Genomic DNA, 23,782 nt, shown 5'->3' with positions numbered 1-23,782 from the left:
TTCCGGTCAGCTGACCGTTTTCCTATGTGCACGCTGTTGCTGATCTTGCTCCTGCTCGGCATCGGTGTGCTTTGGATTGAGGCGCGGCACAGGCTCAGGCCTTCGTCACCCCTTCAATTACGCGCCCACGATTGGCAAGTGCAACACACGCCAAAAAGCCTCGTTCTTGAGGGTTGGTTGACAATCACGAATCCGCATCAGCGCATGGAAGTGATGGTTCCAGAGCTTGGAGTGGACCCCACATTGCTCGGGAATAGCGACCTGAGTTCTGTCAACGTTCAGACCAAAATCACTCCGCATCACCCCGATGAGGAGGCCCGCCCGGATGGATATTGGGCCGCTTACATCGTGAAAGGCCGCAAGAGCACTCAGGTGAAGGTGCAACTCACATTTAGTTCGGATCAAGAGGTCGCGATCAACGATCGCGTCGACAGCGTTTGGGTTGATGTGCACTGGGTGAATTACGGGCCGTTTGGCCGCTTACATCGCCGTCAAGGGATGGTTGTTCCAACCCGTCAACCCGAACCGCTCCAGCTGGCTGATGCTTCCTTCCGTCAAGGAGATGGCTGCGCGGTTTTGCCCATCAAAACGCACTTGCTGGGTCCCTTAGATGACACGGTTGATGTGCTGAGGCACTACGCAGGTGGTCTGATTCAGCCCGGAGATGTCCTCACGATTGGGGAAACTCCTGTTGCTGTGATTCAGGGCCGATACGCTCATCCCTCCACGGTCCAGCCAAGTTGGATTGCCCGCTTGCTGTGCCGTGTGTTTCATCCCACGAGCAGCTTGGCAACAGCCTGCGGCCTTCAAACGTTGATCGATCAGGTTGGTCCTACACGCGTTTTGGTGGCTTGGAGTGTGGGGTTCGTTTTAAAACTCTTGGGTCAGAAGGGTTGGTTCTATCGACTTGCCGGTGACCAAGCACGACTGATTGACGACATCACCGGCACCACACCTCCCTATGACCAAACCATTGTTCTTGGTCCGGATTCTCCAGCAGAGCTTTGCAATGCTGCCGCTCAGACGCTTGGCGTTGCGGTGGCGATCGTTGATGTCAATGATCTAGGTCGAGTCAAAGTGCTGGCTTCCAGTCGTGGTTGCGATGAAGCATTGCTTCACCGTGCCCTGAAGCCAAACCCTGCTGGCAATGCCAACGAACGGACCCCCCTTGTGTTGGTTCGACCTGCCTAAATCCTCGGCTGCTCGAGGTGAGCGATACATTAATGATCTACAGCGGACGCGATGTGGATCAAGCATCCGGCAGCTCTCCTCGGGTGGAAGCTCTCAACGCATCCCATTTGCGCTTGCTGTTGACATCTGCTCAGATCAGTTCATCGAACCAATGGGCCGATCAACCGCAAGCCATGATTCCCCAGGCTTGGCTGCTCCGCAAGTTGCGGGTGCTGGTCGCTCTGGAGCAAGACGATGCAAGGGCTGAGCGATTGCTCTCTATTGTGGTTTTGCGCTCTCTAAACCGCCGTAGCAGCTGTTGGCAACTCGAACTCGAGGAACGGCAGGAACCAACGGGCACGAGCAGGATTTCTGTGATCCGGAGGTTGCTTCATGAAGCGCTTAGCGATGGGGTCGCCCGTTCACAGAGTTGGTTGATCCGCTGCGATAGCAACGATCAAGACCAGCTTGATTTGGTTCGTGAACTGGGATTTCAACCGCTCAGGAGGTTTGGGGTTTGGCGGCTTGATCCCTCCTCCCTCTCAGGGATACCAACCTCCGAGATGCCACCTCATTGTCGTTGGAGCGCTCTCGACAAGAGCACCGCAAGACAACTGCTCGCTCTCGAGCAAGCCTGTTGTTCAACGCATCATCGCCAAATTCTTGATCGCCAATGGCAGGACCTTGTCGATCAACGCGCGAAGGGTTGCGGCCTCTTAGAGCGGATCGATTCCGATCAAAATCAGGTGCTGGCAGGACTTGTTGCCAGACCCTCTGGTTTTGCCAGACCAAGGCTTGAACTGTTGCGAGGTTTGGCCTGGGATGATCGCCTCAAGGATGCCTTGCCTCCCGCTTTGGCGCGTTTGTCCCGACTTCAACCAACCCCTGAACTCCTGGTTGATGACGATGATGCCCGTCTCCAGTCCATCGTTCAGCGTTGTGGATTCCAGTCGCAGCAAACCCAACTCGTCCTGGGCCGCAGTCTCTGGCGCAAGCTTGGTAGCCGAGAGCTCAGTGGTATCCGTCCTCTGGAATCGATGCTGGGTCGTCTCCAACCACAACAGCCGCCCTTGCCGACGCCATCACTGGGTCGTGAGCGCTCATCGTGAGTCCATCTCCCCGTTCGATGTTGAGCCTGGATGTGGGGCGCAAGCGCATCGGCTTGGCAGGGTGTGATGCTCTGGGGATCACGGTGAGCCCCCTCCCAGCTCTTTTACGCAGAGCGTTTAAGCAAGACCTTGGGCATTTGGAACAGATTTGCCTGACCCGTCGCGTGCAGGGCCTGGTTGTGGGTTTACCCCTTGATGCAGAAGGTCAATTCACAGAGCAAGCAGCCCATTGCCAGCGTTACGGTCAGCGCCTGGCCATGGCTTTAAAACTGCCTTTGGCGCTCGTGAATGAACACAGCAGTAGTTGGGCCGCGGCCGAACGTCATGGCTTGCAAGGGGATCGCAGCGGAAGACTTGACAGTGCTGCCGCTTCACTCCTCCTTGAGCAATGGCTCGCTGATGGGCCAGAGCCTGAACCGGTCGACATGGCGACCCCGTCTGCTAGCAAGACGGACGGCGATGAAGGATCCTGAGGGTATTGATTCTTTAGCAATGAGTTCTAGCGGGCCTAACAACAGCGGAGACGTGCCAACGCTGCTGGTTAAAGACAGTGAAGGCCGTGATCTTCTTTGTTTCCTAGAGCAGCTCATCCCACTCGATGGTAAGGATTACGCGTTACTGACCCCTGTCGATACTCCGGTCTGTTTGTTCAGGTTGAAGGATGGAGATGAGCCTGAAGTCATCGACAGCATCACAAGCAATGAACCGATTCTCTCGGTGGCTGATGTGGTTCTTCAAGAGCATGACCTCACCCTTGTCCGCTCCGCAGTCACCCTCACGGTGAATGGTGAGCTCGATGAGCCCGATCCTGAAGATCTCGATGAGGATGAGGCGGGTGACGATGAATCGGAGACCTATGAATTGCTGGTGAGTTTTTTGGTCGATGAATTGGAATATGGGCTCTACATCCCTTTAGATCCCTTCTTTGTTGTAGCCCGAATGGATGATGGCGCAGCAGTTTTGGTGGAAGGGGATGAGTTCGATCAAATTCAACCTCGAATCGAGGCTGAGCTTGATGAGCGTGAGCTCTCCGAGTGATGCGTCGTGATTGGCTGCGACCTGATTGGGATCCAGGCTTAACGCTGGCCCATCTTCCGTTGGAACCCTTGCTTGGCAGAGGGATCAAAGCCTTATTGCTTGACGTTGATCGCACCCTTCTTCCAGGACGTGATGTGGCGTTGCCTGCCTCTGTCCTTCGCTGGGCCCAATCGGCTCAACGCCATACGCATCTCTATTTGATCAGTAACAATCCCTCCCGCGAGCGGATTGGGGCTGTGGCTGAGCAGCTTGGAATTGGCTTCACCAGCTCAGCAGCTAAACCGCGTCGCGGTGCGATCCGACGTGTGATGGAGACCCTCGATCTCAAGCCAGAGCAGATCGCAATGGTTGGGGATCGCGTGTTTACGGATGTTCTTGCAGGAAACCGTCTTGGTCTCTATACCGTTTTGGTGAGACCCCTAAGTGCAGACGGAACGCCCTGTCGTCACGATCGCGTTCAAGTGTTGGAGCGACAACTCGCTCGATGGCTTGGAGCAGGCCAGGCATGAGCCTGCGGGTCGTGAAGGTTGGAACCAGTTTGCTGCGCAGCACGGAAGCTCGCAGCACTGCTGAAGCCATTTCAGCTCTATGCCTGAATCTCGCCCAATGTCTTCAGCGGGGTGATCGTGTTGTCTTAGTCACGAGTGGTGCGGTTGGACTTGGATGCCAGCGCCTAGGCCTGAAGACAAGACCCTCCACGCTCAGAGGTCTTCAAGCGGCCGCGGCGATCGGTCAAGGCCATCTGATGGCTCTGTACGAAGACGCGATGGCCGCCCATGGCATCCCCGTTGCGCAGGTTCTTCTCACCCGATCTGACTTAGCCGACAGTCGCAGTTATCAGAACGCTTCGGCAACCCTGCACCAGTTGATCGAATGGAAGGTTTTACCCGTCATTAATGAAAACGACACGGTGTCTTCCGCTGAGCTGCGTTTTGGCGATAACGACACGCTCTCAGCCTTGGTGGCAGCAGCGATTGATGCGGATGATTTGATCCTGTTAACCGATATCGACCGGCTCTATTCCGCTGATCCGCGCAGTGATGCCTCCGCTCGTCCGATTTCGGACGTGCATCACCCAGCAGACTTGCAGGCGCTTGAACAGGGCGCAGGAGATGGAGGTCGTTGGGGAACCGGCGGGATGACCACCAAACTCGCGGCCGCTCGGATTGCCACCGCGAGTGGAATCACCGTGCATCTGGCGGATGGTCATGATCAGCACACGCTTGAAACGATGCTGGCTGGGGGGCGTGGAGGCACGGTCTTTCATCCCCATCCTCAGCCCCTGGGTCATCGCAAAAGCTGGCTGGCCCATGCCTTGCAACCCCAAGGCAGCCTTCACATCGATGGTGGTGCCTGCCAAGCGCTTTGCGACAAAGGCGCCTCGTTGCTTTTGGTTGGCATTACGCACTTAACAGGAGAGTTTCAGGCCAATCAACCCGTACGGATCCTCGATCAGGAAGGCCATGAAATGGCCCGTGGCTTGAGCTCCCTGAGCAGTGAGGCGCTTCGACGTCTTGTTCATGAGCCAGCGCGGACTGATCGGCAAGGGAGCTCGCCTGTTGTGGTGCATCGAGACGTGCTTGTCCTCAGCACGCCTACGATCCGCCAACCAGACCCCTGAATCGATGCGTTTCAGCCAGTTAATCGCCGTCCTTAAGGACGGAGAGGCAGGTCTGCTGGAGCATCAGCTCAGCAGTGATCCTGAGCTCCGTGGTGCTGCATCTTTGGAGAGAGCCGGTGCCGATCAACTCAGCTTCCTTGAAAAGGGCAACGCTCTGATTCAGAGCTTAGAAACCAGCCATGTTGGCGCCGTTTTGATTCCCAATCAGGATGACCTCAAGGCCATGGCAGAGCAGCGTGGTCTGGCTTGGGCCGTGATGCGTGATCCTCGCTTGGCCTTCGCAGAAGCTCTCGAGCGTCTGCATCCTCGGCCCAGAACAGAAGCAACCATTCATCCTTCTGCGGTGATCGGTGACCGGGTTCAGATCGATGCTGGGGTCTCGATTGGCCCTCACGTTTGTATTGGCGATGACACACGCATCAGTGCCAACAGCACCATTCATGCCGGTGTTGTGATTTATGGCGATGTGAGGGTCGGTCAGTCCTGTGAATTGCATGCCAATGCGGTGCTTCACCCAGGAGTGCGTTTAGCCAACCATTGCGTGGTTCACTCCAACGCGGTGGTGGGCTCAGAGGGGTTTGGATTTGTTCCGACTGCTAGTGGTTGGCGAAAAATGCCTCAAACCGGTCTGGTGATCCTTGAGGAGGGTGTTGAAGTGGGTTGCGGCAGCACGATTGATCGCCCGTCTGTAGGTGAAACCCGAATTGGTGCGGGAACAAAGATCGATAATCTCGTGCAAATCGGTCATGGCGTTGTCACCGGCCGGGGCTGTGCCCTGGCCTCGCAGGTGGGTATCGCGGGCGGCGCTCGCCTTGGACATGGGGTGATTTTGGCTGGACAGGTTGGTGTGGCCAACCGAGCGGTGATTGGTGATCGTGCGATCGCGAGTTCCAAGAGCGGGATTCATGGTGAGGTGGAGCCCGGTGAAGTGGTGAGTGGCTATCCGGCTATTCCCAACAGGCTTTGGCTGCGTTGTTCAGCAGCCTTCAGCAAATTGCCTGAGATGGCGAAACAGATTCGCGAACTTAAGAAAGCCACTCAGTAGCCTCTCTGGTTCCTCCCTCTGAAACCCAATGCCACAGCATCGCGTTGTTTTGCTTCCGGGTGACGGCATTGGTCCAGAGATCACTGCCGTGGCGAGGCAGCTCCTGGAAGCCGTGTCGGTTCGACATGGGTTCACGCTCGAATTCAGTGAAGCGCCGATTGGTGGCTCTGCCATCGATGCCACTGGTGAACCCTTGCCGGCGAGCACCCTTGAAGCTTGTAAGGCAGCCGATGCCGTCTTGCTTGCAGCGATCGGGAGCCCTCGATTTGATGCCTTGCCACGTGAACAACGGCCTGAGAGTGGATTGCTAGCCCTGCGCTCTGGAATGGAGCTCTTCGCCAATCTCCGTCCAGTCAAGATTGTTCCAGCCCTGATTGGTGCCAGCAGCCTGCGACCTGAAGTTGTGGAAGGGGTGGATCTGATGGTGGTGAGGGAGCTCACCGGAGGTATTTATTTCGGGAAGCCGAAAGGTCGTGTGCAGGCCGATGGCGAAGAGAGAGCGTTCAACACCATGACCTACTCGGATTCAGAGGTCGACAGAATCGCCAGGGTGGCGTTCAAGCTCGCCTGTGAGCGTCGCGGGCAGCTTTGCTCGGTGGATAAGGCCAATGTGCTCGATGTCAGCCAACTGTGGCGTGATCGCGTGGAGGGCATGAAAGGTGAGTACGCCGCAGTGTATGTCAGTCACCTGTATGTGGACAATGCGGCGATGCAACTGGTGAGAGATCCTCGCCAGTTCGATGTGGTGCTCACGGGCAATCTTTTCGGAGACATTCTCAGCGATATTTCGGCCATGCTCACCGGCTCGATCGGCATGCTTCCCTCAGCCTCTTTGGGAAGCGAAGGGCCTGGTTTGTATGAACCCGTTCATGGTTCAGCTCCTGACCTCGCTGGTCAAGACAAGGCCAATCCAATGGCCATGGTGCTCTCCGCAGCGATGATGTTGCGGACTGGTCTCAAGCAAAACGCAGCTGCGGACGATCTGGAACATGCTGTGGATCGCGTTTTGGCAGCCGGATTCCGCACTGGAGATCTGATGTCTGAAGGCTGTACTTCCCTGGGCTGTCAGGCGATGGGGGAGGAACTTCTCAAGACACTGTGATGCAACCTGGCAGGAAATATGTGGAATTTGCCCTTTGACCTGCCAAACTCATCGGGCCAGATCTTCCTCCGTCGATGTCGAAGCGTCACCCCGTCGTGGCTGTCACGGGTTCCTCAGGTGCAGGCACCAGCACTGTTAAGAGGGCTTTTGAGCACATCTTCGCTCGGGAGAACATCACTCCTGCAGTGGTGGAGGGCGATAGCTACCACCGCTTCGAGCGGATGGCGATGAAGACCGCCATGTCTGAATCGCTTGCGAAGGGTGAGAATTTCTCGCACTTCGGTCCAGAAGCCAACCTCTTCGACAAGCTCGAAGAGCTCTTCCGCGTCTATGGCGCAACCGGTGGAGGTCAGAAGCGTTATTACCTCCACAGTCCAGAAGAAGCTGCTGAACACAATGCTCGCCTTGGCGTGAGCTTGGATCCAGGTCAGTTCACCCCCTGGGAAGACATTCCTGGTGGCACCGACGTCCTGTTCTATGAAGGCCTCCACGGTGGCGTTGTCGGAGACGGCTACGACGTGGCGTCCCTCGCCGATCTCCTCGTAGGTGTGGTTCCGATCACCAATCTCGAGTGGATCCAAAAGATTCAGCGTGACAATGCCGAGCGTGGCTATTCAGCCGAAGCGATCGTGGACACGATCCTGCGCCGCATGCCGGACTACATCAATCACATCTGTCCCCAATTCAGCCTCACGGACATCAATTTTCAGCGGGTGCCCACGGTTGACACCTCCAACCCATTCATCTGTCGCAATATCCCAACGCCTGATGAAAGTTTTGTGATCATTCACTTCCGCAAGGGAGCGCGTGAGAAGTGGGGCATTGATTTCAGCTACCTGCTGAGCATGATTCATGACTCCTTCATGAGCAGTCCCACCAGCATTGTTGTGAATGGAGGGAAAATGGGCTTCGCGATGGAACTCATCTTGACCCCCATCATTCATCGCATGATTGAAGACCAAAGCAAACTCTCCTGATTGCTTTGCTTGATACACATCGAGCGATTACATCTATCGTGGACTCATCTGAATGATCAGGTGGGTCCTTTTTTTGTCCTCTCCCTCCTTTGAGATTGCAGGTGCCAGTGGATCAACAACTGCTCCACCGCGTTGGGACAGAGTGGATAGTCGTCGTCTGATCGCGTTGGCACGACGGATCTACTTCCGCTTCTTAACTGAGTCTGGGCAGCAGCTGGAACCGATGGGTGTTGTTGTGAATGAGCGGTTAGATGAGGGCAGGGTTGTGTTCGCAAGCCCCACACTGTTGCTTCAAGAACATTTCATCAGCATCGATCTCATCGGTCGACGATTGCGGCGTCCGCGTGGTTGGCGAGACCGACCCAGGGGGTCTGGGCTTTGACAAGTGTGCTGGGTCTGATCCTTGTGGTGGCTGGTGCGTGTGTGGGTAGTTTCGCCAATGTGGTGGCCTGGCGATTGCCTCGCGAAGAATCAGTGGTTTGGCCTGGCAGCCACTGCCCAAAGTGTGGTCAGGCGGTGCGCTGGCACGACAATGTGCCGGTGTTGGGCTGGGTCTGGCTTCGGGGACGTTGTCGCGATTGCCACCAAGGCATCTCAAGCCGCTACCCATTCGTGGAATTTTTTAGCGCCCTCCTTTGGTTGAGCGCGTTGTGGGGCCATGGATTGCTCGCCGCTTCGGATCAATTAGGCCTGGCGTTGCTCAATCTGCTGGCGGGGATTGTTCTAATCAGTGTGCTGCTGCCACTGGTGTTGATCGATATCGACCATCTCTGGCTCCCCGAACCTCTTTGCCGGATCGGCGTGTTGCTCGGCCTTGCCTTCACCGGGGCTCTCTATCTGGTGATCCCTGCTCCAGAAGCCAGTTCCGTGCTTCTCAATCATCTGTTGGCGGCATCAGCGGGATTGCTGGCGCTCGAGGGATTAAGCGCTCTCGCGGAGCGCATGCTTGGCCAACCTGCTCTCGGACTTGGTGACGCCAAATTGGCAGCTGTCGCAGGCGCTTGGCTTGGCTTGGGAGGTGTTTTGGTTGCTTTAGCAATCGCCGTTTTTAGCGGCGCATTCTTTGGCACGGTTGGACGTCTCTCTGGACGCTTAGGGCCGAGACAACCCTTCCCATTTGGCCCTTTTATTGCCCTTGGCATCTGGCTGACCTGGATCGGAGGTTCTGAGTGGTGGGGGCAGCAATGGTTCAGCCTGTTTGGTGGCCTTTAAAAGAACAGAAATCAGCTCAATGTCTGTTGTGCAGAGAGATTGCAACATCCCTGTCCTAGCCTGATGTGGTTGGTGCAAGATTCAGGCCCTTGGCTTGATTATTTGTTCCCTCGGATCTCCCCAATGTGGCGCTCGTACAAACCGAAAGCCCCAATGCCAACTGAGATCTGCTGTTGCCATTAAGGAGTAATCAACCTTGAGTTTGTTCGACTGGTTCGCTGACCGCCGTAAGGGTCAGTACGTCGGCAAGGTGAATCAAGAACCCGATGAAGGGGATGGCCTGTGGAGCAAGTGCCCCGAGTGCGGTCAGGTGGTGTATCGCAAGGATCTGCTGAGCAACGCCAGCGTTTGCAGCAACTGTGGCTATCACCACCGCATCGATAGCACCGAGCGCATTGCGGTGTTGGTGGATCCCAACACTTTTGTGGCGATGGATCAAGAGCTTCAACCCACGGATCCATTGGGCTTTAAAGATCGCCGGGCCTATGCGGATCGACTGCGCGAAACGCAGGCCAGTACAGGGCTTCGTGATGGTGTCATCACTGGACTCTGTGAGGTCGAGGGGATTCCTATGGCTCTTGCCGTGATGGATTTCCGTTTTATGGGCGGTTCGATGGGGTCGGTGGTCGGTGAAAAGATCACTCGCTTGGTGGAAGCAGCAACCGCCAAAAAGCTGCCACTCCTCATTGTGTGTGCGTCGGGTGGAGCAAGGATGCAAGAGGGAATGCTCAGCCTCATGCAGATGGCCAAGATTTCCGGAGCTTTGGAACGCCACCGTGAAGCTGGCGTGTTGTACATGCCCTTACTCACTCACCCCACCACTGGGGGCGTCACAGCAAGTTTTGCGATGCTTGGTGATCTGATTTTGGCGGAGCCAAAAGCTCTGATTGGCTTTGCTGGGCGTCGCGTGATTGAACAGACGCTGCGCGAAAAATTACCGGATAATTTTCAAACCGCCGAATACCTACAAGACCACGGATTCGTTGATTCGATTGTTCCGCGTACGCAATTGCGTTCCACTCTTGCGAGTCTGCTCAGATTGCATGGCTGTGAATCTCGGGTTGCTAGCTCATGATTCAGGTTTTGTCTTCATGTTTTCGGAGCTTGGCTGCTGTTGCTTTAGCTCTGATCCTTTGCACCGCTCCTGTTGTTGCGGGTCAGGTTGAATGGCGCGAAGTGCCATCTAGTACGGAGGGACAGCAATGGTGGGACGCCGGGAGTTTGCGTCTGAAGAAGGATGGCACCGTGTCAGTGCTGAGCCGCTACAGCTTGCGTCAGGAGGATGACAGCCCCGCGTTGGGAACGCTGGTCGTGATGGAGATCGACTGCAGCCAGCAGCTGTATCGAGACAAGCAAAAGAATGGATTGCCCCAATTCAGGGCCGAATGGCAACCTTCTGGTTCCGATCCTTTGATCGACGGTGTTCTTTCCGGTGTGTGCTCATCGGACGAGCTTTTGTCGCTTTCCTGATCCCAACGCTTCCCTTATGGCTCTTTCATCCTCAAGCCCTTCCCCGATTGGAGTGGCAATTGCGGGTCTCGGCTTTGGTGAATCGGTTCATCTGAAAGCCCTTGCCTCTCAACCTGATCTCCAGGCGGTGGCGCTCTGGCATCCCCGTCGGGAACGTTTAGATCAGGCCTGCCTTGAGCACAATCTCCCTGGTTATGACGATTGGGAGGCTTTGCTCAGCGACCCTCGCGTGCAAGCCGTGATCATTGCCACCCCTCCGGAGCCACGCTTTGCCTTGGCCCTTCAAGCGCTGAAAGCGGGCAAACACTTGTTGCTTGAAAAGCCTGTTGCTCTCAAGGCTGAATTGGTGGCAGAGCTCCAACGCGTCGCCATCCAAAACCGGCTCAGTGTTGCGGTGGATTATGAGTACCGGGCCGTGCCTCTGTTCATGCAGGCCGCCAGGATGTTGGAGGCAGGTGCTGTCGGCACTCCCTGGCTAGTGAAACTCGACTGGTTGATGAGCAGCCGTGCGGATGCGTCCCGACCTTGGAGCTGGTATTCCCAACGGGATGCTGGTGGTGGTGTGCTGGGTGCCCTTGGTACCCATGCCTTCGACATGCTGGCTTGGTTAGTCGGACCGATTCGATCCGTCCAAGGTCTCAATAGCGTGTCGATCAAGGAGCGTCCTCATCCCAGCGGAGGCATGGCTTCCGTTGATGCCGAAGATGTTTCCCTGATTCAGATGCAACTTGATTGGCAGGGCCGCACGGACCAGAGGGTTCCAGCTCAGGTCAATTTGGCGTCTGTGGCTCGCAACGGCCGAGGCTGCTGGCTCGAGATCTACGGATCTGATGGGAGCCTCACTCTCGGTAGCGCGAACCAAAAGGATTATGTCCATGGCTTTGGGCTGTGGCATACGCCCATGGGAGAACCCACCCGCAATATTGAAGCGGACGCTGAGTTCATCTTCCCCACGACCTGGAGTGATGGCCGTGTGGCACCGGTGGCCCGCATTCAGAGCTGGTGGGCTCACAGCATTCAAACCGGTGCTCCCATGGTGCCTGGCCTTTCAGAGGGGTTGATCAGTCAGCAAGCATGTGATCAATCGATTCAATGATCCGATCAGATGTAACAGATTGACCAACAAGTAATCGTATTTTCTAGAGTTTTTGATACATGCTGGGGTAATAAGTTTTTGTTTCTTACCACGATTAGGTGTGTAAAATTCTGAGACTTTCTTTGTTGTTGCGTCGTCCCTATGTCTCTTTCCACATACTCCAAAGAATTAATTGCAACAGCCAACTCTTTGGCAGTGTCGGGGAAGGGGATTCTTGCTGTTGATGAGTCCACAAAGACTATCGGTAAGCGACTAGGCGCAATCCAAGTTGAAAATACTGAGACTAATCGCCAGGCCTATCGAGGAATGCTGTTTACAACAGTAGGTCTTGGTGATTTTATTAGTGGCGCAATCTTGTACGAAGAAACCCTGTTTCAGAGTCATCTCGATGGCGAAACAATGGTTCAGAAGTTAAACAAAGCGGGAATTGTTCCTGGTATCAAAGTTGATAAGGGTCTTCGCCCATTGCCTGGTGCCCAGTCCGTAGAAACCGTTTGTACGGGTCTGGATGGCTTGGTAGAACGAGCGGCAGATTATTACGCCCAAGGTGCGCGTTTTGCAAAATGGCGCGCCGTACTGCAGATCACGGCTGATGGATGCCCCTCTGATCTGGCCATTCGTGAAAATGCATGGGGCCTAGCGCGTTATGCACGTTCCGTTCAGGAATCAGGTCTTGTGCCAATCATTGAGCCTGAAATCTTGATGGATGGTGATCATTCCATTGAAGTCACGTCAGCGGTGCAAGAACAAATCCTTAAGGAGGTGTACTTCGCTTGTCAGCTCAACGGAGTTCTTCTTGAGGGAACTCTTCTCAAGCCTTCGATGACGATTCAAGGAGCCGATTGTGCGCAGAAATCAGATCCCCAAATCGTTGCCGAAATGACCGTGAGAACACTGGAGCGTTGTGTTCCTGCCAGTGTTCCTGGAATTGTCTTTTTATCAGGTGGTTTGAGTGAAGAAGCGGCGTCGGTGTACCTCAACAACATGAATACAATTTCAAGAAAAGCGCAATGGAATATTGGCTTTTCCTATGGACGTGCCTTGCAGCATTCCTGCCTGAAGGCATGGGCTGGTAAGGACAAAGAGGCAGGCCAGGCAGCGTTGTTTGCGCGGGCGAAAGCGAACTCTGAGGCCTCACAGGGGCGTTACGTCCCCGGCTCTCAGCCGTCATCGGACGAGCAGCTTTTTGTAGCTGGATACACCTACTGACCCATCATTTGCTGACATTCCGGCGTGCTTTCTGCCACGGAGTGTCGTGACATTCACACGACTCAACTGTAAAGTCGCGCGGCTACGGACACATGTCCGTTTATCTGCCTTCGTTAGGACTTCACTATGGCGCTCGTTCCGCTTCGACTTCTGCTCGACCATGCCGCGGAAAACGGCTACGGCATCCCTGCTTTCAACGTCAACAATCTTGAGCAGGTGCAGTCGATCATGGAGGCGGCTCACGAGACTGACTCTCCTGTGATCCTGCAGGCATCACGTGGAGCTCGTGCTTATGCAGGCGAGAATTTCTTGCGTCATTTGATCCTGGCGGCTGTTGAGACCTATCCCGACATCCCTGTCGTGATGCACCAGGACCATGGCAATAGCCCCGCAACATGCTTCGGAGCGGCGGCTAACGGTTTTACCTCCGTGATGATGGACGGCTCTCTTGAGGCTGATGCCAAGACTCCTGCGAGTTACGACTACAACGTCAACGTCACCAAGGAAGTGGTGGACGTTGCCCATGCCATCGGCGTGAGCGTTGAAGGTGAACTGGGTTGCCTTGGTTCCCTTGAAACCGGTAAAGGCGAAGCCGAGGACGGCCATGGTTTCGAAGGTGAGCTCTCTAAGGATCAGTTGCTAACCGATCCTGCTGAAGCTGCTGATTTTGTGGCCAAGACCAAGGTTGATGCCCTGGCTATCGCTATCGGTACCAGCCACGGTGCTTATAAGTTCACCCGCAAGCCCACGGGTGAAGTGCTGGCTATCAGCCGCATCGCTGAAATTCACAAAGTCATCCCCAACACCCACCTGGTGATGCATGGCTCCTCCTCCGTTCCCCAGGAATGGTTGGCAATGATCAACAAGTACGGCGGCGCGATTCCTGAGACCTACGGCGTTCCCGTGGAAGAAATTCAGGAAGGCATCCGTAATGGTGTTCGCAAAGTGAACATCGATACCGACTGCCGTTTGGCTTTCACGGCTGCCGTAAGAGAAGCAGCCATGGCTGATCCTGCCAACTTCGACCCTCGGCACTTCAACAAGCCGGCTCGTAAGTACATGAAGCAGGTTTGTTTGGATCGCTTCCAGCAGTTCTGGGCTGCGGGTAACGCCAGCAAGATCAAGCAGCGCGACATCAACTTCTATTCCGGCCTTTATGCAAAAGGCACCCTTGACCCCAAGACAGCAGTTGCTGCCTGATTATTCGGTCAAAACCAACCAATCGGGGGGGCATCAGCCCCCTTTTTTGATGGCTTCATTCATGTGCTCGATCAGGAATGAGTTTCAGCGTTCCTTGATTGGCGTCGAGTGTTGCTGCTGCACCAAGGGGGAGAGCCATGTTGGGAAGTCCATGCCCAAGGGGCAGATTCATGACCAAGGGGATGCCTAGATCAGAGAGTCGCTCCTCGAGGATCCCATCCATTGAAAAATCACCTGGTTCGACCTCCCCTTTCCAGCTGAATCGTCCCGTTGCTACCCCAGCAAGGCCACGGAGCACGCCAGAGCTGCGCCACTGCGTCAGCATGCGATCCACTCTGTAGGGAGCCTCTCCAACATCTTCCAGCACCAGGATGGATCCGCGTAGATCAGGGAACCAGGGTGTCCCAATCAAATGGGTCGCAACCGTGAGATTGGTCACCACGAGCGGACCTCTGGCCACCCCGGCGCGAACCGCACGCCCCTGCAGAGGGGCGACCAGTTCCCCTTTCAGGAGGCGGACCGTCCGTTCCCATTGTGGATCAGGTCCCGCGGTGGATCCGTGGATGGCGCCCTGCAAGCCAGCTGACCATTGCGCCATCAGCATCGAGCTGGTGTCAGAAAACCCCAGGGTCCAGAGCGATCGCTTGGGGAAGCGAAAGCCAGCTTCTAACACCCTGGCGCCTCCCCAGCCAGCACCGACATAAATCAGACCATCCAGGGAAGGATTGTTCCAGGCACGCTCAAGATCATCCGCTCGTTGCTGATCGGTTCCTGAAAACCATCGCCATTGGCGTTTTACTGATTCTGGGACTTCTAAGGTCCAACCCTCAGCTTCACAGCGTTCCACCAACGGGCCAAAGTCTGTTTCCGGATCGAGCCAAGTTCCGGCATTAACGGCTCGAAGCCTTGAGCCCTTTTGTAACGAGTGAAGAGTGGAGTTCTTTTGAGTCGATGCCGCTAAACCACTAGCGGATGATGAAACGGCTATTGCTACGGCCGTTGGGACTCCCAACGTTAAAAATGATCGACGATGCATTAAAGAGCTTCAACTCTAATGAGCTTTAGTCTGCCAATTCGAGCGGGTTAAAGCTTTAAGTGATTCCTGAAAACCCATTTAGAACATAAATTGCAATAGAGAGGTTTGTATTAATGTATGGAGTTAGGTATAGTTTATGTTTTTTAGAGGCCCTGTCGCCAGTATCTACTGGATAAAGTCCTGCTTTATTGGCTCAGTGAATATGTTCAATGGTTGAATTTACTTCAGTAAATGTTGATCAGCTGATGTTCTCGATCTTCCGGTCTTGTCTCAAAACTAATAAGGACAGGTCATGATGACTGGATCAGAGCTTCAATCAATTTCCGTCCATCGGTGCATCCAGTGACTGGATCACAAGCCCGTTCAGGATGGGGCATCAAACCGAGCACATTGCCAGCTGGATTCGTGATGCCGGCAATGTCGGCAATGGAGCTATTGGGATTGCTGTTGTATTTCAGTGCGATGCTGTCTTTATCTTGAAGCGCTTTTAGTGTGTCTTCGCTGCATTGATAACGGCCTTCTCCATGGGCAATTGGCAGTTGGAGCTCACTTCCGGCTGTTAAGTGAGAGAGCCAGGGGGTGCGCGCACTCACCACATTGAGTGGGGTGTCTTCGCAGATGAAATGAAGACCGCTATTGCGCGTGAGTGCTCCTGGCAATAAGCCGAGTTCAGTGAGCACCTGAAATCCATTGCAGATGCCCAGCACCCGCCCGCCTTTGTTCGCGAAATCGATCAGGGATTCCAGCACTGGGGCAAACCTGGCGATGGCTCCGCAACGCAAATAGTCGCCATAACTAAAGCCTCCGGGTAGGACTACAGCATCTAAGCCGCTGAGATCTGTCTCCTCATGCCAGAGGTAACGGGTTTGCATGCCAAGGCATCCCTGCGTCGCCCAACGAACATCCCGGTCGCAATTGGAACCAGGAAAGACAACAACACCAATGCTCATGACAACTTGAGTTCCAGGGTCCAGTTTTCAATCACAGGGTTGGCCAGGAGTCGATCACTCAACAGTTCAACCTGTTGGCGCGCATCAGCTTCGTCAGACGCCTCCAGCTCCAGCTCGACCGCCTTGCCGATGCGTAGGCGTTCGATGCCTTCCACCCCTAATCGGCTGGCAGCTGAACGCGTGGCCTCACCGGCTGGATCGAGGACAGAAGGGCGCAGATGCACCAGAACACGAGCTTGATAACGCGGCACGGGCTCGGAGCAGGAATTGTTAAATCTTCGCAGGCCGCAGTCCCGTTCCAGGCGCTTTCTATTCACGTTGAAAACAGACCACGTCTCCATGTCCTTTTTCTGTGATCCAATCCATCGGATTCACAATCAGGTTGATCACACCACTTCTGCTGATCGCCCCTGGCTTCGCGCAGCTCGCACAGGCTGAGCCGGTGGCCGTTGATGTGGAGTGTCGCTGGAGCCATGAGGCTTGGGAGCCATGCCGTTTTGTGGCCGATCCGGTGGGCAGCCGTTGGAATTTGGCATTCAATGCTCACAGAATTCAGTTTGAGCATGACGGCAGCGGTTTGATGCGGATGCGGATGAATGAACGCTCTGCTTGGAATCGTGTTCAGGCCAGTTGGAGTGAGGAGGGTGCGCTTTGCTGGGGTGAGGTCTGCGCTCGAGGCGACCTGCCGATGGACTAACCCCTGCAGATCACCATGGACAACAAAGGTCTTCCGTTCAAGGAGCCAAGGCAGCAGGGCGATTGGCGTGAGAGTTTTCAGGGTTGGGGTCTGAGCTGGTCAGGATTGCTCAACAATCAAAAGGGTGAGTGGTGGTTGTTGGCTCAAGTGGTTCTGATCTGCGCTCATATCCTTCCGACCTGGCCCTCTGAGCTCCTCCAGGCTTGGAGTTGGCCTGTTGTGCTTCATGTCACGGGGTTGATGGTGTTTGCTGTTGGGCTTGGCTTGGCCTTGCAGGGTTTTCTGGCTTTAGGCCCCAGCCTTTCCCCTTTACCTGATCCAAAGCCCAATGCCGTTTTGATCACCACAGGGGTGTATCGCCATTGCCGGCACCCTCTCTATCGAGCTGTTTTGATTTGCTCCGTTGGTGTGGTCCTTGCCAAGGGAAGCCTGCTTCACCTGGCGCTGTTATTGATCTTGGTTGCGGTGCTCAATGGCAAGGCTCATCGAGAAGAAAAGCGCCTCTGCAGAGTCCATCCCGACTATTTGACGTATCGCTCCAATACCCCAGCAATCCTTCCCGGTCTTCCTGGCTTGGATTGGCGCCAGGATTAGGGCCAGCTGAACAACCGTTTATTTTTTCCAAAAACAATAAATAAACCCCTTAAGACAAGATCGCTTTTGATCGCTTCGGATGGTTCTGTCTGCGCCCTTGCAGTTGCTGGCAAGCAAAGCGACGCCTTCCGTGTTGCTCCTCAGTGCTGTCTGCGCAGGTCTCGAATTCAGCGCCCCAAGTCAGGCCAACGAATTTGTGCCGAACATCCCCCAACCTGTTGAGGTCAGTTCAAGGCTCTTAGCGATTCTTGAGCCTCCGATCAGCATCCCGGATCCTGAGCCTCAGCTCGTCCTTAACCGCACTAAGAGACAGATTCGTTCCACAGGAGATCCCATCTGGGACTTGCGGCTTGAGATTCCTGGAGAACCGGCGCGTCATTTCGATGCAGTTAGCGGTCGAGCCCATCGCCAGGATGCGGACCGTGATCAGATGGGCAGTAAGGCTCCCCTGCCGACAGGTAGTTACACCCTTGGGCCAGTGGAGCCTCTTGCCAAAGGTGCTTATCCAGAACTAGGTCCGGTTTGGATCGGCATCGAACCGACCTTCATTACAGGCCGAAGGGTGCTTGGGATCCATCAAGACCCAAGCGTGGGTCTCAATGGAAATAGCGGCACCTTGGGATGTATTGGACTGATTCATGAACATGACTTACTCGAACTATCTCAGTTGATTCAAGCCAGTGATGTGCGCTTATTGGTTGTTGAAGACTAAAGAAATGGACTCAATTAGCTTTGACTTTCGAGTCAAAGCTGTACTTGTTTATAGTTATAGCTAGCTAAGTTTAAATTAATTAATTCGTTAAAAAGTAGTCTTGCAATGGCTCAATCACTGAGAGAATTTTCTTTCACTCATTACCTTAAGCAGCCGAAGCAAGCAGGAGGGTTGTGAGTTTTTCAGAGGCAGTTGGATCAAATCCAATCACAACCAGATCCACTCCTGAGCGGCTTTCGGGAGTCCAGGCCTGGTCAGGAGCAGCTTCAAACCAAGTCTCTAAGCGGGGTCCAACCATTTGCACTTGCAGAGGAAGGGATTTGCCAGGTAACCAGACCCGTCCTTTTAGGCGTACCACCTGATGTTCAGTCACAAATGCAGGAAGGATCCGTTCAAAATCTGACCGTTGAATCACACCTTCAAACCGAACATTGCCGCCCACAACATCTAAATGCGTGTGATCGTGGTGATCATGCGCATCATGGTCATGGTCATGGTGATCGTGCTCATGATGCTCGTGATTGGCAGACGTCTCACGCTCCACTCCCAGCAGCAAACTCGGGTCGACTTGGCCGCGAGTCATGGGGATCACTGTTGTACCGGTTCGGATCTTGGCGACCAGTGATTGCTGGATCTTGTCCAGCTCGGTGGGCTCTAAGCAATCTGAACGGCTAACTAATACGAGGTCAGCGGATTGAAGTTGATCGGCGAACAATTCATCAATGGCCGTGAGGTGGTCGAGGCTTGGATCCTCCTGTCGTTGCCGCTCCAACGCCTCCGTATCTCCCACAGGACTTCCGTTGTTCAGGGCTTCCCCATCCACAACAGTGACAACACCGTTCACGTGCACCCGGGCCCGGATTGCGGGCCATTCGAGGGCCTGAAGTAGGGGTCTTGGAAGAGCTAAACCACTGGTTTCAACAACAATTCCATCGAGCTGATCAGCGCGAGCGAGCAGCGTTTCCATCGTGGGTAGAAAATCGTCCTGCACGGTGCAGCAGAGGCACCCGTTGTTCAGTTCAACGAGACGCCCCTCGATTTCATCCTCTGGGCAGAAGCCGCAGCTTCGGATGAGATCGCCATCCAGGCCCACGGTTCCGAATTCGTTGACCATCACGGCGAGGCGTTGGCCGCTGTTGATCAAGAGATGGCGCAACAGCGTTGTTTTCCCGGCTCCAAGAAAGCCGGTAATCACGGTGACGGGAAGGCGTTCAGACATCAGCGGCACCCCAGGCTTTCGCGGGTGCTCACGCCGCTCACACTATTCACGCCACTGGCACGACCGCATAAAGCCTTCATCTGAGTGAGATCGATCACGGCGTTGGTGAAATCCGTTCCCTCAATGCGCGCATCCACAAAGCGGCTTTGCATCAGCATTGCGTTTGTGAAGTTTGCGTCGCTTAGATCGGTTTCATCAAATCGGCTTGAGAACGCCACCACATCTTCAAGGTTGGCTCCATGAAGATCAGCTCCCTGTAGTTGAGAGGTGTTGATCACAGCTCCGCGCAGGTCGGTTTCACTGAGATCAACACCGCGGAGATCAGCTTTTAAAAATTCTTTTTCTTTTAAATCCCGGCCATGCATGTCGTTGCTGATGTCTTGCACCGCGAACTGACCACGTAATTCAGGGGCGGTAATGGCCTGAACAGGATGAGGAAGGGAGATCAAGCTCGACGCAAGAAGCACCCCGAACAGAACGGGTAACAGGTGCTTGTGGAACAAATCGGGAAGGGGCATCAGAGAAGGATGCAGCCGGCATCAGGTTGCAGCTGCCGTAACTTAACTTTCACGTTATGGCAGACAGCTGCCCAGCTACGTGCCATGGCCAAAACCTTGAGGGTGATTGTTCCCCCCCATCCACTGATTGCTCACTGGCTCACGATGTTGCGCCATGCCGGGACCCCGCCGTCGCTGTACCGAACAGCGCTTGAGGAGTTGGGACGTTGGCTCACCTATGAGGCCTTGAGGGATTGGCTCCCCCATCGCCGCGAAGAGGTGCAAACCGCCCTAGAGCTCACGGAAGGAACTGTGATTGAAACGGGTGTTCCCTTGCTTGCTGTGCCTTCTCTCCCTGGCGGGTTGATGCTCTGGGAAGGGGCTAGGCAAGTGCTGCCCCACGCAGAGCTCTGCCTGGGTGGTTTGCCTGAAACGATTGAAGCCAACGCTGGGCTGGTTTTGCTGATCGATCAAATCAGTGATGGGGAAGAGCTTGTCGGGCTGATGGAGGAGCTTGTCTCAAAAGGTGTTGAGAGTCGAAGGCTTCGTGTGATTTCAGCCTTAACAGCCAGCCCTGGGCTCAAACGACTGGGTGAAACATTCCCCGAACTCACCATCCACACCGCCTGCATTGATGAAGAACTCAATGCAGATGGGCAGATTTCTCCAGGGATTGGCAACACATCTCAAAGGCTGCAAATCAGAACAGCTCCCTCGACCTAGGCTTGAAAAAATCCATCGGCGGCGATGAGCAGGCAGCAAGAATCCACCTCAGGAACACTCTTCACACTCCTGAGCGGAGCCCTTATTGGGGCAGCAGGTGTGGGTTGGTGGCTGCTCACCGAAGCAGAACGGCGTCAGCGGATCAAGCGTCAGCGCTCCATGCTCTATGCGCCAAGGATGCAAGACGGCAGTGAGGCCTTTGAGGCCAATCAATACGCCGATCGTGACGATCAACTGGAACATCGCGTTGAGCAGCTCAATTCAGCTATCTCTGATGTCCGTCGTCAGCTTGAAGACCTCGGCTCCAAGTCGTAACCACCACGGCCGGTAAGTTGGGGCTTGTCCCCATCTGCGATCCAGTCGTTGCCATGCTTCGCTCAGACGCCGTTACTCAAGGCATTCAGCGCTCACCCAATCGAGCAATGCTGAGAGCAGTTGGCTTTGGTGATCATGATTTTGGCAAGCCAATCATCGGGATCGCAAACGGTTTCAGCACGATTACACCGTGCAACATGGGATTGGATGCCCTGTCCCGTCGTGCAGAAGACGCTGCTCGAAAGGCAGGCGGAATGCCTCAGATGTTTGGCACGATCACTGTCAGTGATGGCATTTCTATGGGCACCGAGGGAATGAAATATTCCTTGGTGAGCCGTGAGGTCATCGCTGATGCGATTGAAACGGCATGCAATGGCCAGAGCATGGATGGTGTTCTGGCCGTTGGTGGCTGCGATAAAAATATGCCTGGCGCCATGTTGGCGATGGCACGTATGAATATTCCCTCGATCTTTGTGTATGGGGGAACCATTAAGCCTGGGAAACTTGGAGGCTGTGACCTCACTGTTGTGAGTGCTTTTGAGGCTGTAGGTCAGATTACGAGCGGGAAGATTGATGAAGAGCAGCTGACAGCGATTGAAAAAAATGCCTGCCCAGGAGCTGGAAGCTGTGGAGGTATGTTCACCGCTAATACGATGAGTGCTGCGATTGAAACGATGGGGCTGAGTCTTCCCCACAGCTCAACGATGGCTGCTGAAGATGAGGAAAAGGCAGAGAGTGCAGCCCGTTCCGGTGAAATTCTTGTTGAAGCCATTAAATCTAATATTCGCCCCCTTGATTTACTCACGCGTGAAGCTTTTGAGAATGCGATCAGTGTGATCATGGCGGTGGGCGGGTCCACCAACTCTGTGTTGCATTTGCTCGCGATCGCGCGCACATCTGGCGTTGATCTCAGTATTGATGATTTTGAAATGATCCGAGAGCGGGTGCCAGTGATTTGCGATCTCAAGCCGAGTGGTCGTTTTGTCACCGTGGATCTTCATCAGGCAGGTGGTATTCCCCAGGTGATGAAATTGCTATTGGACGCAGGACTGCTTCATGGCCATTGCCGCACGATTGAAGGCAAAACACTGGAAGAACTCTTGGCGAATGTTCCTTCCACACCTCCTGAAGGACAAGAAGTGATCAGGCCACTGAGTGATCCTCTTTATGCGAAAGGCCACTTGGCGATCCTGAAGGGAAATTTGGCATGCGAGGGAGCTGTCGCCAAAATCAGCGGTATTAAAACCCCCGTTCTCACTGGCCCTGCTCGGGTTTTTGAAAGCGAAGAGGATTGTTTGGCTTCAATTATTGGCAAACATATTCATGCCGGCGATGTCATCGTGATTCGCCAGGAAGGTCCTGTAGGAGGACCTGGAATGCGTGAAATGCTTGCACCAACTGCTGCCATTGTTGGTCAGGGACTCGGGGATAAGGTGGCGCTGATTACGGATGGGCGCTTCAGCGGTGGAACGTACGGTTTAGTTGTTGGCCACGTGGCACCAGAGGCTGCCGTTGGGGGAGCAATCGGCCTAGTGATGGAGGGAGATAGCATCACAGTGGATGCCAATCAAAATCTTCTTCAACTCAATGTGAATGAGATTGAACTCGAACGCCGCCGCAGCATGTGGTCAGGGCATCAGCCTAAATATAAGACAGGAGTTCTTGGCAAATATGCTCGACTCGTTTCGAGTTCGAGCCTTGGTGCCGTGACAGATCAGCCTGATTAATGCTCTCTTAAGGAGGGTTTTAATTGATTCATTAGTAGTGGCATGGTTGATGGACATCTACGCCATTAATATGTTTGAACTATGTTTGCTGCAGGATTGTCTTGAGCTGAGATCGTTAGATCAATCCAATCGAGATTGACTCACGAGTTGTGCTCTGAGCCGTCGTGCCATCGCTTCTAAGGGTTGGCCGTCGGCTGGTGCCGTGCAGCGCATGCCGTTATCTCCATGCATCCAAACGGGATGCTGCCCCTGCCAAAGCATGGGGCGCTCAGCTTGATCACACCAACTCAGCATGAGATTCACATCACTGCCGCTTCGATAGATCTCGAGTTCGAGGTCCATGTCCTCCATCCGAGATCCAGACGCATCACGGGTTTCGATGCGAACAAAGAGATCATCAATGCTGGATGGTCCTTCATCCTCGTGAATTGGAACAACAGCATGCTGGTATGGCTTACGGCAGAGATCAGCCGTGTGGGCAATCACAACTGCTAAATCGATCATTTGTAGGCTTCGATCGAATGAATCAGAAGTCGGATTGCACCCGCACGGAAGCCTGGATTGGTGGATCCCGCCTCATCAAACCGCGAATGGAGCACTTGTAAGCGCGTGATTGCTGACGCATCAAAGCGCAAAGGAAGTCCCACCGGTTTGGCACGGACCACGGGCTGAAGATTTTTAAAAGCAACCTCCACAACAGTGGTTCCTTCCACCTCTGTTGGAACGGGTGTCACCCAGCGCAATCCGCCAGGAATCATTTCTGTGAGTCCCATCAATCCATCAGAGCAGGCCACTGCAAATTTCAAAGTTCGCCCTTCTGCTTCGATCGCTATGCGCAAGCCGCTGAAAGCCGAAAGATCGAGGGGGGGTCTGAATAAGGGGGAACGGCAGCTCACAAAACCGCCGCCATCAGCAACCACCTCACCCTCCAGTAACAGACCTTCAGGAGTGAGGCGGCAGCCGGCTTGGCTTGTCCCACCCATGATCGTGTCGTTGAGCGTGGCCCAGGAATCGAATGAGACGCGGGAGGTGGTCATCTCAACCCTGCACAAGGAAAGCTTAT

At 54.6% G+C, this 23,782-nt stretch carries 29 protein-coding genes; 22 read left to right on the top strand and 7 right to left on the bottom strand.

What is annotated here, in order from left to right; genetic code table 11:
- Positions 1–24 precede the first annotated feature (24 nt).
- The 16 genes from SynMVIR181_RS07820 (at position 25) to fba (ending at position 14,249) form a co-directional block, all read left to right on the top strand.
- Positions 25–1,191, top strand: coding sequence for a F420-0:Gamma-glutamyl ligase (locus tag SynMVIR181_RS07820; protein WP_186588842.1), 1,167 nt, complete (start codon positions 25–27; stop codon positions 1,189–1,191).
- A gap of 17 nt (positions 1,192–1,208) precedes the next feature.
- The gene (locus SynMVIR181_RS07815) at positions 1,209–2,279 is read left to right on the top strand and encodes a hypothetical protein (RefSeq protein WP_255444207.1); all 1,071 of its coding nucleotides are present in this window, start codon (positions 1,209–1,211) and stop codon (positions 2,277–2,279) included.
- A gap of 17 nt (positions 2,280–2,296) precedes the next feature.
- Positions 2,297–2,752 (top strand): Holliday junction resolvase RuvX, encoded by a 456-nt coding sequence (gene ruvX, locus SynMVIR181_RS07810; protein ID WP_186590563.1) that lies wholly within the window; start codon positions 2,297–2,299, stop codon positions 2,750–2,752.
- Positions 2,753–2,771: 19 nt separating this feature from the next.
- Entirely contained in the window at positions 2,772–3,317 is a 546-nt protein-coding gene (locus SynMVIR181_RS07805) for a DUF3727 domain-containing protein (protein WP_186588841.1), read from the top strand.
- Positions 3,317–3,826: a YqeG family HAD IIIA-type phosphatase gene (locus SynMVIR181_RS07800; RefSeq protein ID WP_186523098.1), complete on the top strand. Its 510-nt coding sequence runs from the start codon at positions 3,317–3,319 to the stop codon at positions 3,824–3,826. Before SynMVIR181_RS07805 ends, SynMVIR181_RS07800 begins: the two co-directional genes overlap by 1 nt.
- The gene (gene proB / locus SynMVIR181_RS07795; protein WP_186590562.1) at positions 3,823–4,938 is read left to right on the top strand and encodes a glutamate 5-kinase; all 1,116 of its coding nucleotides are present in this window, start codon (positions 3,823–3,825) and stop codon (positions 4,936–4,938) included. The genes SynMVIR181_RS07800 and proB overlap by 4 nt, the downstream gene beginning before the upstream one ends.
- Positions 4,939–4,942: 4 nt before the next feature.
- Positions 4,943–5,983 carry a UDP-3-O-(3-hydroxymyristoyl)glucosamine N-acyltransferase gene (gene lpxD / locus SynMVIR181_RS07790; protein WP_186525547.1) on the top strand — a complete coding sequence of 347 codons (1,041 nt, stop codon included), beginning with the start codon at positions 4,943–4,945 and terminating at the stop codon, positions 5,981–5,983.
- Positions 5,984–6,011: 28 nt separating this feature from the next.
- Complete coding sequence (leuB, locus tag SynMVIR181_RS07785; RefSeq protein WP_186588840.1) at positions 6,012–7,085, top strand: 3-isopropylmalate dehydrogenase; 1,074 nt, start codon at positions 6,012–6,014, stop codon at positions 7,083–7,085.
- A 74-nt stretch (positions 7,086–7,159) separates the two neighbouring features.
- Positions 7,160–8,062 carry a phosphoribulokinase gene (locus SynMVIR181_RS07780; RefSeq protein ID WP_186523092.1) on the top strand — a complete coding sequence of 301 codons (903 nt, stop codon included), beginning with the start codon at positions 7,160–7,162 and terminating at the stop codon, positions 8,060–8,062.
- A gap of 52 nt (positions 8,063–8,114) precedes the next feature.
- Complete coding sequence (locus SynMVIR181_RS07775; RefSeq protein WP_186523090.1) at positions 8,115–8,444, top strand: hypothetical protein; 330 nt, start codon at positions 8,115–8,117, stop codon at positions 8,442–8,444.
- A complete protein-coding gene (locus SynMVIR181_RS07770) occupies positions 8,441–9,274 on the top strand; it encodes an A24 family peptidase (RefSeq protein WP_186590561.1) in 834 nt (277 codons plus the stop codon). The genes SynMVIR181_RS07775 and SynMVIR181_RS07770 overlap by 4 nt, the downstream gene beginning before the upstream one ends.
- Positions 9,275–9,470: 196 nt before the next feature.
- Positions 9,471–10,349: an acetyl-CoA carboxylase, carboxyltransferase subunit beta gene (gene accD, locus SynMVIR181_RS07765; RefSeq protein ID WP_186588839.1), complete on the top strand. Its 879-nt coding sequence runs from the start codon at positions 9,471–9,473 to the stop codon at positions 10,347–10,349.
- Complete coding sequence (locus SynMVIR181_RS07760) at positions 10,346–10,744, top strand: hypothetical protein (RefSeq protein WP_186588838.1); 399 nt, start codon at positions 10,346–10,348, stop codon at positions 10,742–10,744. Before accD ends, SynMVIR181_RS07760 begins: the two co-directional genes overlap by 4 nt.
- A gap of 16 nt (positions 10,745–10,760) precedes the next feature.
- A complete protein-coding gene (locus tag SynMVIR181_RS07755; RefSeq protein WP_186588837.1) occupies positions 10,761–11,840 on the top strand; it encodes a Gfo/Idh/MocA family protein in 1,080 nt (359 codons plus the stop codon).
- Positions 11,841–11,981: 141 nt separating this feature from the next.
- Positions 11,982–13,049, top strand: coding sequence for a class I fructose-bisphosphate aldolase (locus SynMVIR181_RS07750; RefSeq protein ID WP_186588836.1), 1,068 nt, complete (start codon positions 11,982–11,984; stop codon positions 13,047–13,049).
- A gap of 126 nt (positions 13,050–13,175) precedes the next feature.
- Complete coding sequence (fba, locus tag SynMVIR181_RS07745) at positions 13,176–14,249, top strand: class II fructose-bisphosphate aldolase (protein ID WP_186515786.1); 1,074 nt, start codon at positions 13,176–13,178, stop codon at positions 14,247–14,249.
- A gap of 55 nt (positions 14,250–14,304) precedes the next feature.
- On the opposite strand, the gene SynMVIR181_RS07740 is transcribed toward fba, so the two are convergent.
- From SynMVIR181_RS07740 to purS, 3 genes are all read right to left on the bottom strand, one after another.
- The gene (locus SynMVIR181_RS07740) at positions 14,305–15,285 is read right to left on the bottom strand and encodes an LD-carboxypeptidase (protein WP_186523081.1); all 981 of its coding nucleotides are present in this window, start codon (positions 15,283–15,285) and stop codon (positions 14,305–14,307) included.
- 290 nt (positions 15,286–15,575) lie between these two features.
- Entirely contained in the window at positions 15,576–16,235 is a 660-nt protein-coding gene (gene purQ / locus SynMVIR181_RS07735) for a phosphoribosylformylglycinamidine synthase subunit PurQ (RefSeq protein WP_186588835.1), read from the bottom strand.
- Positions 16,232–16,486, bottom strand: a complete 255-nt coding sequence (gene purS / locus SynMVIR181_RS07730; RefSeq protein ID WP_186515784.1) for a phosphoribosylformylglycinamidine synthase subunit PurS — start codon at positions 16,484–16,486, stop codon at positions 16,232–16,234. The genes purQ and purS overlap by 4 nt, the downstream gene beginning before the upstream one ends.
- Positions 16,487–16,617: 131 nt before the next feature.
- On the opposite strand from purS, the gene SynMVIR181_RS07725 reads away from it, so the two are divergent.
- The 3 genes from SynMVIR181_RS07725 (at position 16,618) to SynMVIR181_RS07715 (ending at position 18,238) form a co-directional block, all read left to right on the top strand.
- Positions 16,618–16,932 carry a hypothetical protein gene (locus tag SynMVIR181_RS07725; RefSeq protein ID WP_255444205.1) on the top strand — a complete coding sequence of 105 codons (315 nt, stop codon included), beginning with the start codon at positions 16,618–16,620 and terminating at the stop codon, positions 16,930–16,932.
- Positions 16,933–16,947: 15 nt separating this feature from the next.
- A complete protein-coding gene (locus SynMVIR181_RS07720) occupies positions 16,948–17,526 on the top strand; it encodes an isoprenylcysteine carboxylmethyltransferase family protein (RefSeq protein ID WP_186588834.1) in 579 nt (192 codons plus the stop codon).
- A gap of 79 nt (positions 17,527–17,605) precedes the next feature.
- On the top strand, positions 17,606–18,238 hold the full coding sequence (locus SynMVIR181_RS07715; protein ID WP_186588833.1) for a L,D-transpeptidase: 633 nt from the start codon (positions 17,606–17,608) through the stop codon (positions 18,236–18,238).
- A 145-nt stretch (positions 18,239–18,383) separates the two neighbouring features.
- On the opposite strand, the gene cobW is transcribed toward SynMVIR181_RS07715, so the two are convergent.
- Both cobW and SynMVIR181_RS07705 read right to left on the bottom strand, forming a co-directional pair.
- Complete coding sequence (cobW, locus tag SynMVIR181_RS07710; RefSeq protein WP_186588832.1) at positions 18,384–19,457, bottom strand: cobalamin biosynthesis protein CobW; 1,074 nt, start codon at positions 19,455–19,457, stop codon at positions 18,384–18,386.
- Positions 19,457–19,975 (bottom strand): pentapeptide repeat-containing protein, encoded by a 519-nt coding sequence (locus SynMVIR181_RS07705; RefSeq protein ID WP_186588831.1) that lies wholly within the window; start codon positions 19,973–19,975, stop codon positions 19,457–19,459. Before SynMVIR181_RS07705 ends, cobW begins: the two co-directional genes overlap by 1 nt.
- 84 nt (positions 19,976–20,059) lie before the next feature.
- Between SynMVIR181_RS07705 and SynMVIR181_RS07700 the strand changes: the two genes are divergently transcribed.
- The 3 genes from SynMVIR181_RS07700 to ilvD are packed head-to-tail and all read left to right on the top strand — an operon-like array spanning position 20,060 to position 22,719.
- Complete coding sequence (locus SynMVIR181_RS07700) at positions 20,060–20,677, top strand: uracil phosphoribosyltransferase (RefSeq protein ID WP_186588830.1); 618 nt, start codon at positions 20,060–20,062, stop codon at positions 20,675–20,677.
- A gap of 24 nt (positions 20,678–20,701) precedes the next feature.
- Positions 20,702–20,992: a hypothetical protein gene (locus tag SynMVIR181_RS07695; RefSeq protein ID WP_186523070.1), complete on the top strand. Its 291-nt coding sequence runs from the start codon at positions 20,702–20,704 to the stop codon at positions 20,990–20,992.
- A 53-nt stretch (positions 20,993–21,045) separates the two neighbouring features.
- The gene (gene ilvD, locus SynMVIR181_RS07690) at positions 21,046–22,719 is read left to right on the top strand and encodes a dihydroxy-acid dehydratase (RefSeq protein ID WP_186588829.1); all 1,674 of its coding nucleotides are present in this window, start codon (positions 21,046–21,048) and stop codon (positions 22,717–22,719) included.
- A 120-nt stretch (positions 22,720–22,839) separates the two neighbouring features.
- Here the strand turns inward: ilvD and SynMVIR181_RS07685 are convergent, their stop codons facing one another.
- Both SynMVIR181_RS07685 and SynMVIR181_RS07680 read right to left on the bottom strand, forming a co-directional pair.
- Positions 22,840–23,223 carry a hypothetical protein gene (locus SynMVIR181_RS07685; RefSeq protein ID WP_186523066.1) on the bottom strand — a complete coding sequence of 128 codons (384 nt, stop codon included), beginning with the start codon at positions 23,221–23,223 and terminating at the stop codon, positions 22,840–22,842.
- Complete coding sequence (locus tag SynMVIR181_RS07680; protein WP_186588828.1) at positions 23,220–23,756, bottom strand: CIA30 family protein; 537 nt, start codon at positions 23,754–23,756, stop codon at positions 23,220–23,222. The genes SynMVIR181_RS07685 and SynMVIR181_RS07680 overlap by 4 nt, the downstream gene beginning before the upstream one ends.
- Positions 23,757–23,782 lie beyond the last annotated feature (26 nt).

The sequence above is a fragment of the Synechococcus sp. MVIR-18-1 genome (assembly GCF_014279835.1).
In the GTDB taxonomy this organism is placed as follows: Bacteria; Cyanobacteriota; Cyanobacteriia; order PCC-6307; family Cyanobiaceae; genus Synechococcus_C.
Note: the sequence above shows the minus strand (reverse complement) of the source record. Positions and strands in the feature narration are given on the sequence as shown.

Excerpts from the sequence above, each read along its gene's own strand:
- SynMVIR181_RS07820 (WP_186588842.1), top strand. The coding sequence starts at position 25 with ATGTGCACGCTGTTGCTGATCTTGCTCCTGCTCGGCATCGGTGTGCTT.
- ruvX (WP_186590563.1), top strand. The coding sequence starts at position 2,297 with ATGTTGAGCCTGGATGTGGGGCGCAAGCGCATCGGCTTGGCAGGGTGT.
- SynMVIR181_RS07805 (WP_186588841.1), top strand. The coding sequence starts at position 2,772 with ATGAGTTCTAGCGGGCCTAACAACAGCGGAGACGTGCCAACGCTGCTG.
- SynMVIR181_RS07800 (WP_186523098.1), top strand. The coding sequence starts at position 3,317 with ATGCGTCGTGATTGGCTGCGACCTGATTGGGATCCAGGCTTAACGCTG.
- proB (WP_186590562.1), top strand. The coding sequence starts at position 3,823 with ATGAGCCTGCGGGTCGTGAAGGTTGGAACCAGTTTGCTGCGCAGCACG.
- lpxD (WP_186525547.1), top strand. The coding sequence starts at position 4,943 with ATGCGTTTCAGCCAGTTAATCGCCGTCCTTAAGGACGGAGAGGCAGGT.
- leuB (WP_186588840.1), top strand. The coding sequence starts at position 6,012 with ATGCCACAGCATCGCGTTGTTTTGCTTCCGGGTGACGGCATTGGTCCA.
- SynMVIR181_RS07780 (WP_186523092.1), top strand. The coding sequence starts at position 7,160 with ATGTCGAAGCGTCACCCCGTCGTGGCTGTCACGGGTTCCTCAGGTGCA.
- SynMVIR181_RS07775 (WP_186523090.1), top strand. The coding sequence starts at position 8,115 with ATGATCAGGTGGGTCCTTTTTTTGTCCTCTCCCTCCTTTGAGATTGCA.
- SynMVIR181_RS07760 (WP_186588838.1), top strand. The coding sequence starts at position 10,346 with ATGATTCAGGTTTTGTCTTCATGTTTTCGGAGCTTGGCTGCTGTTGCT.
- SynMVIR181_RS07755 (WP_186588837.1), top strand. The coding sequence starts at position 10,761 with ATGGCTCTTTCATCCTCAAGCCCTTCCCCGATTGGAGTGGCAATTGCG.
- SynMVIR181_RS07750 (WP_186588836.1), top strand. The coding sequence starts at position 11,982 with ATGTCTCTTTCCACATACTCCAAAGAATTAATTGCAACAGCCAACTCT.
- fba (WP_186515786.1), top strand. The coding sequence starts at position 13,176 with ATGGCGCTCGTTCCGCTTCGACTTCTGCTCGACCATGCCGCGGAAAAC.
- SynMVIR181_RS07740 (WP_186523081.1), bottom strand. The coding sequence starts at position 15,285 with ATGCATCGTCGATCATTTTTAACGTTGGGAGTCCCAACGGCCGTAGCA.
- purQ (WP_186588835.1), bottom strand. The coding sequence starts at position 16,235 with ATGAGCATTGGTGTTGTTGTCTTTCCTGGTTCCAATTGCGACCGGGAT.
- SynMVIR181_RS07720 (WP_186588834.1), top strand. The coding sequence starts at position 16,948 with ATGGACAACAAAGGTCTTCCGTTCAAGGAGCCAAGGCAGCAGGGCGAT.
- SynMVIR181_RS07715 (WP_186588833.1), top strand. The coding sequence starts at position 17,606 with ATGGTTCTGTCTGCGCCCTTGCAGTTGCTGGCAAGCAAAGCGACGCCT.
- cobW (WP_186588832.1), bottom strand. The coding sequence starts at position 19,457 with ATGTCTGAACGCCTTCCCGTCACCGTGATTACCGGCTTTCTTGGAGCC.
- SynMVIR181_RS07705 (WP_186588831.1), bottom strand. The coding sequence starts at position 19,975 with ATGCCCCTTCCCGATTTGTTCCACAAGCACCTGTTACCCGTTCTGTTC.
- SynMVIR181_RS07700 (WP_186588830.1), top strand. The coding sequence starts at position 20,060 with ATGGCCAAAACCTTGAGGGTGATTGTTCCCCCCCATCCACTGATTGCT.
- SynMVIR181_RS07695 (WP_186523070.1), top strand. The coding sequence starts at position 20,702 with ATGAGCAGGCAGCAAGAATCCACCTCAGGAACACTCTTCACACTCCTG.
- ilvD (WP_186588829.1), top strand. The coding sequence starts at position 21,046 with ATGCTTCGCTCAGACGCCGTTACTCAAGGCATTCAGCGCTCACCCAAT.
- SynMVIR181_RS07685 (WP_186523066.1), bottom strand. The coding sequence starts at position 23,223 with ATGATCGATTTAGCAGTTGTGATTGCCCACACGGCTGATCTCTGCCGT.
- SynMVIR181_RS07680 (WP_186588828.1), bottom strand. The coding sequence starts at position 23,756 with ATGACCACCTCCCGCGTCTCATTCGATTCCTGGGCCACGCTCAACGAC.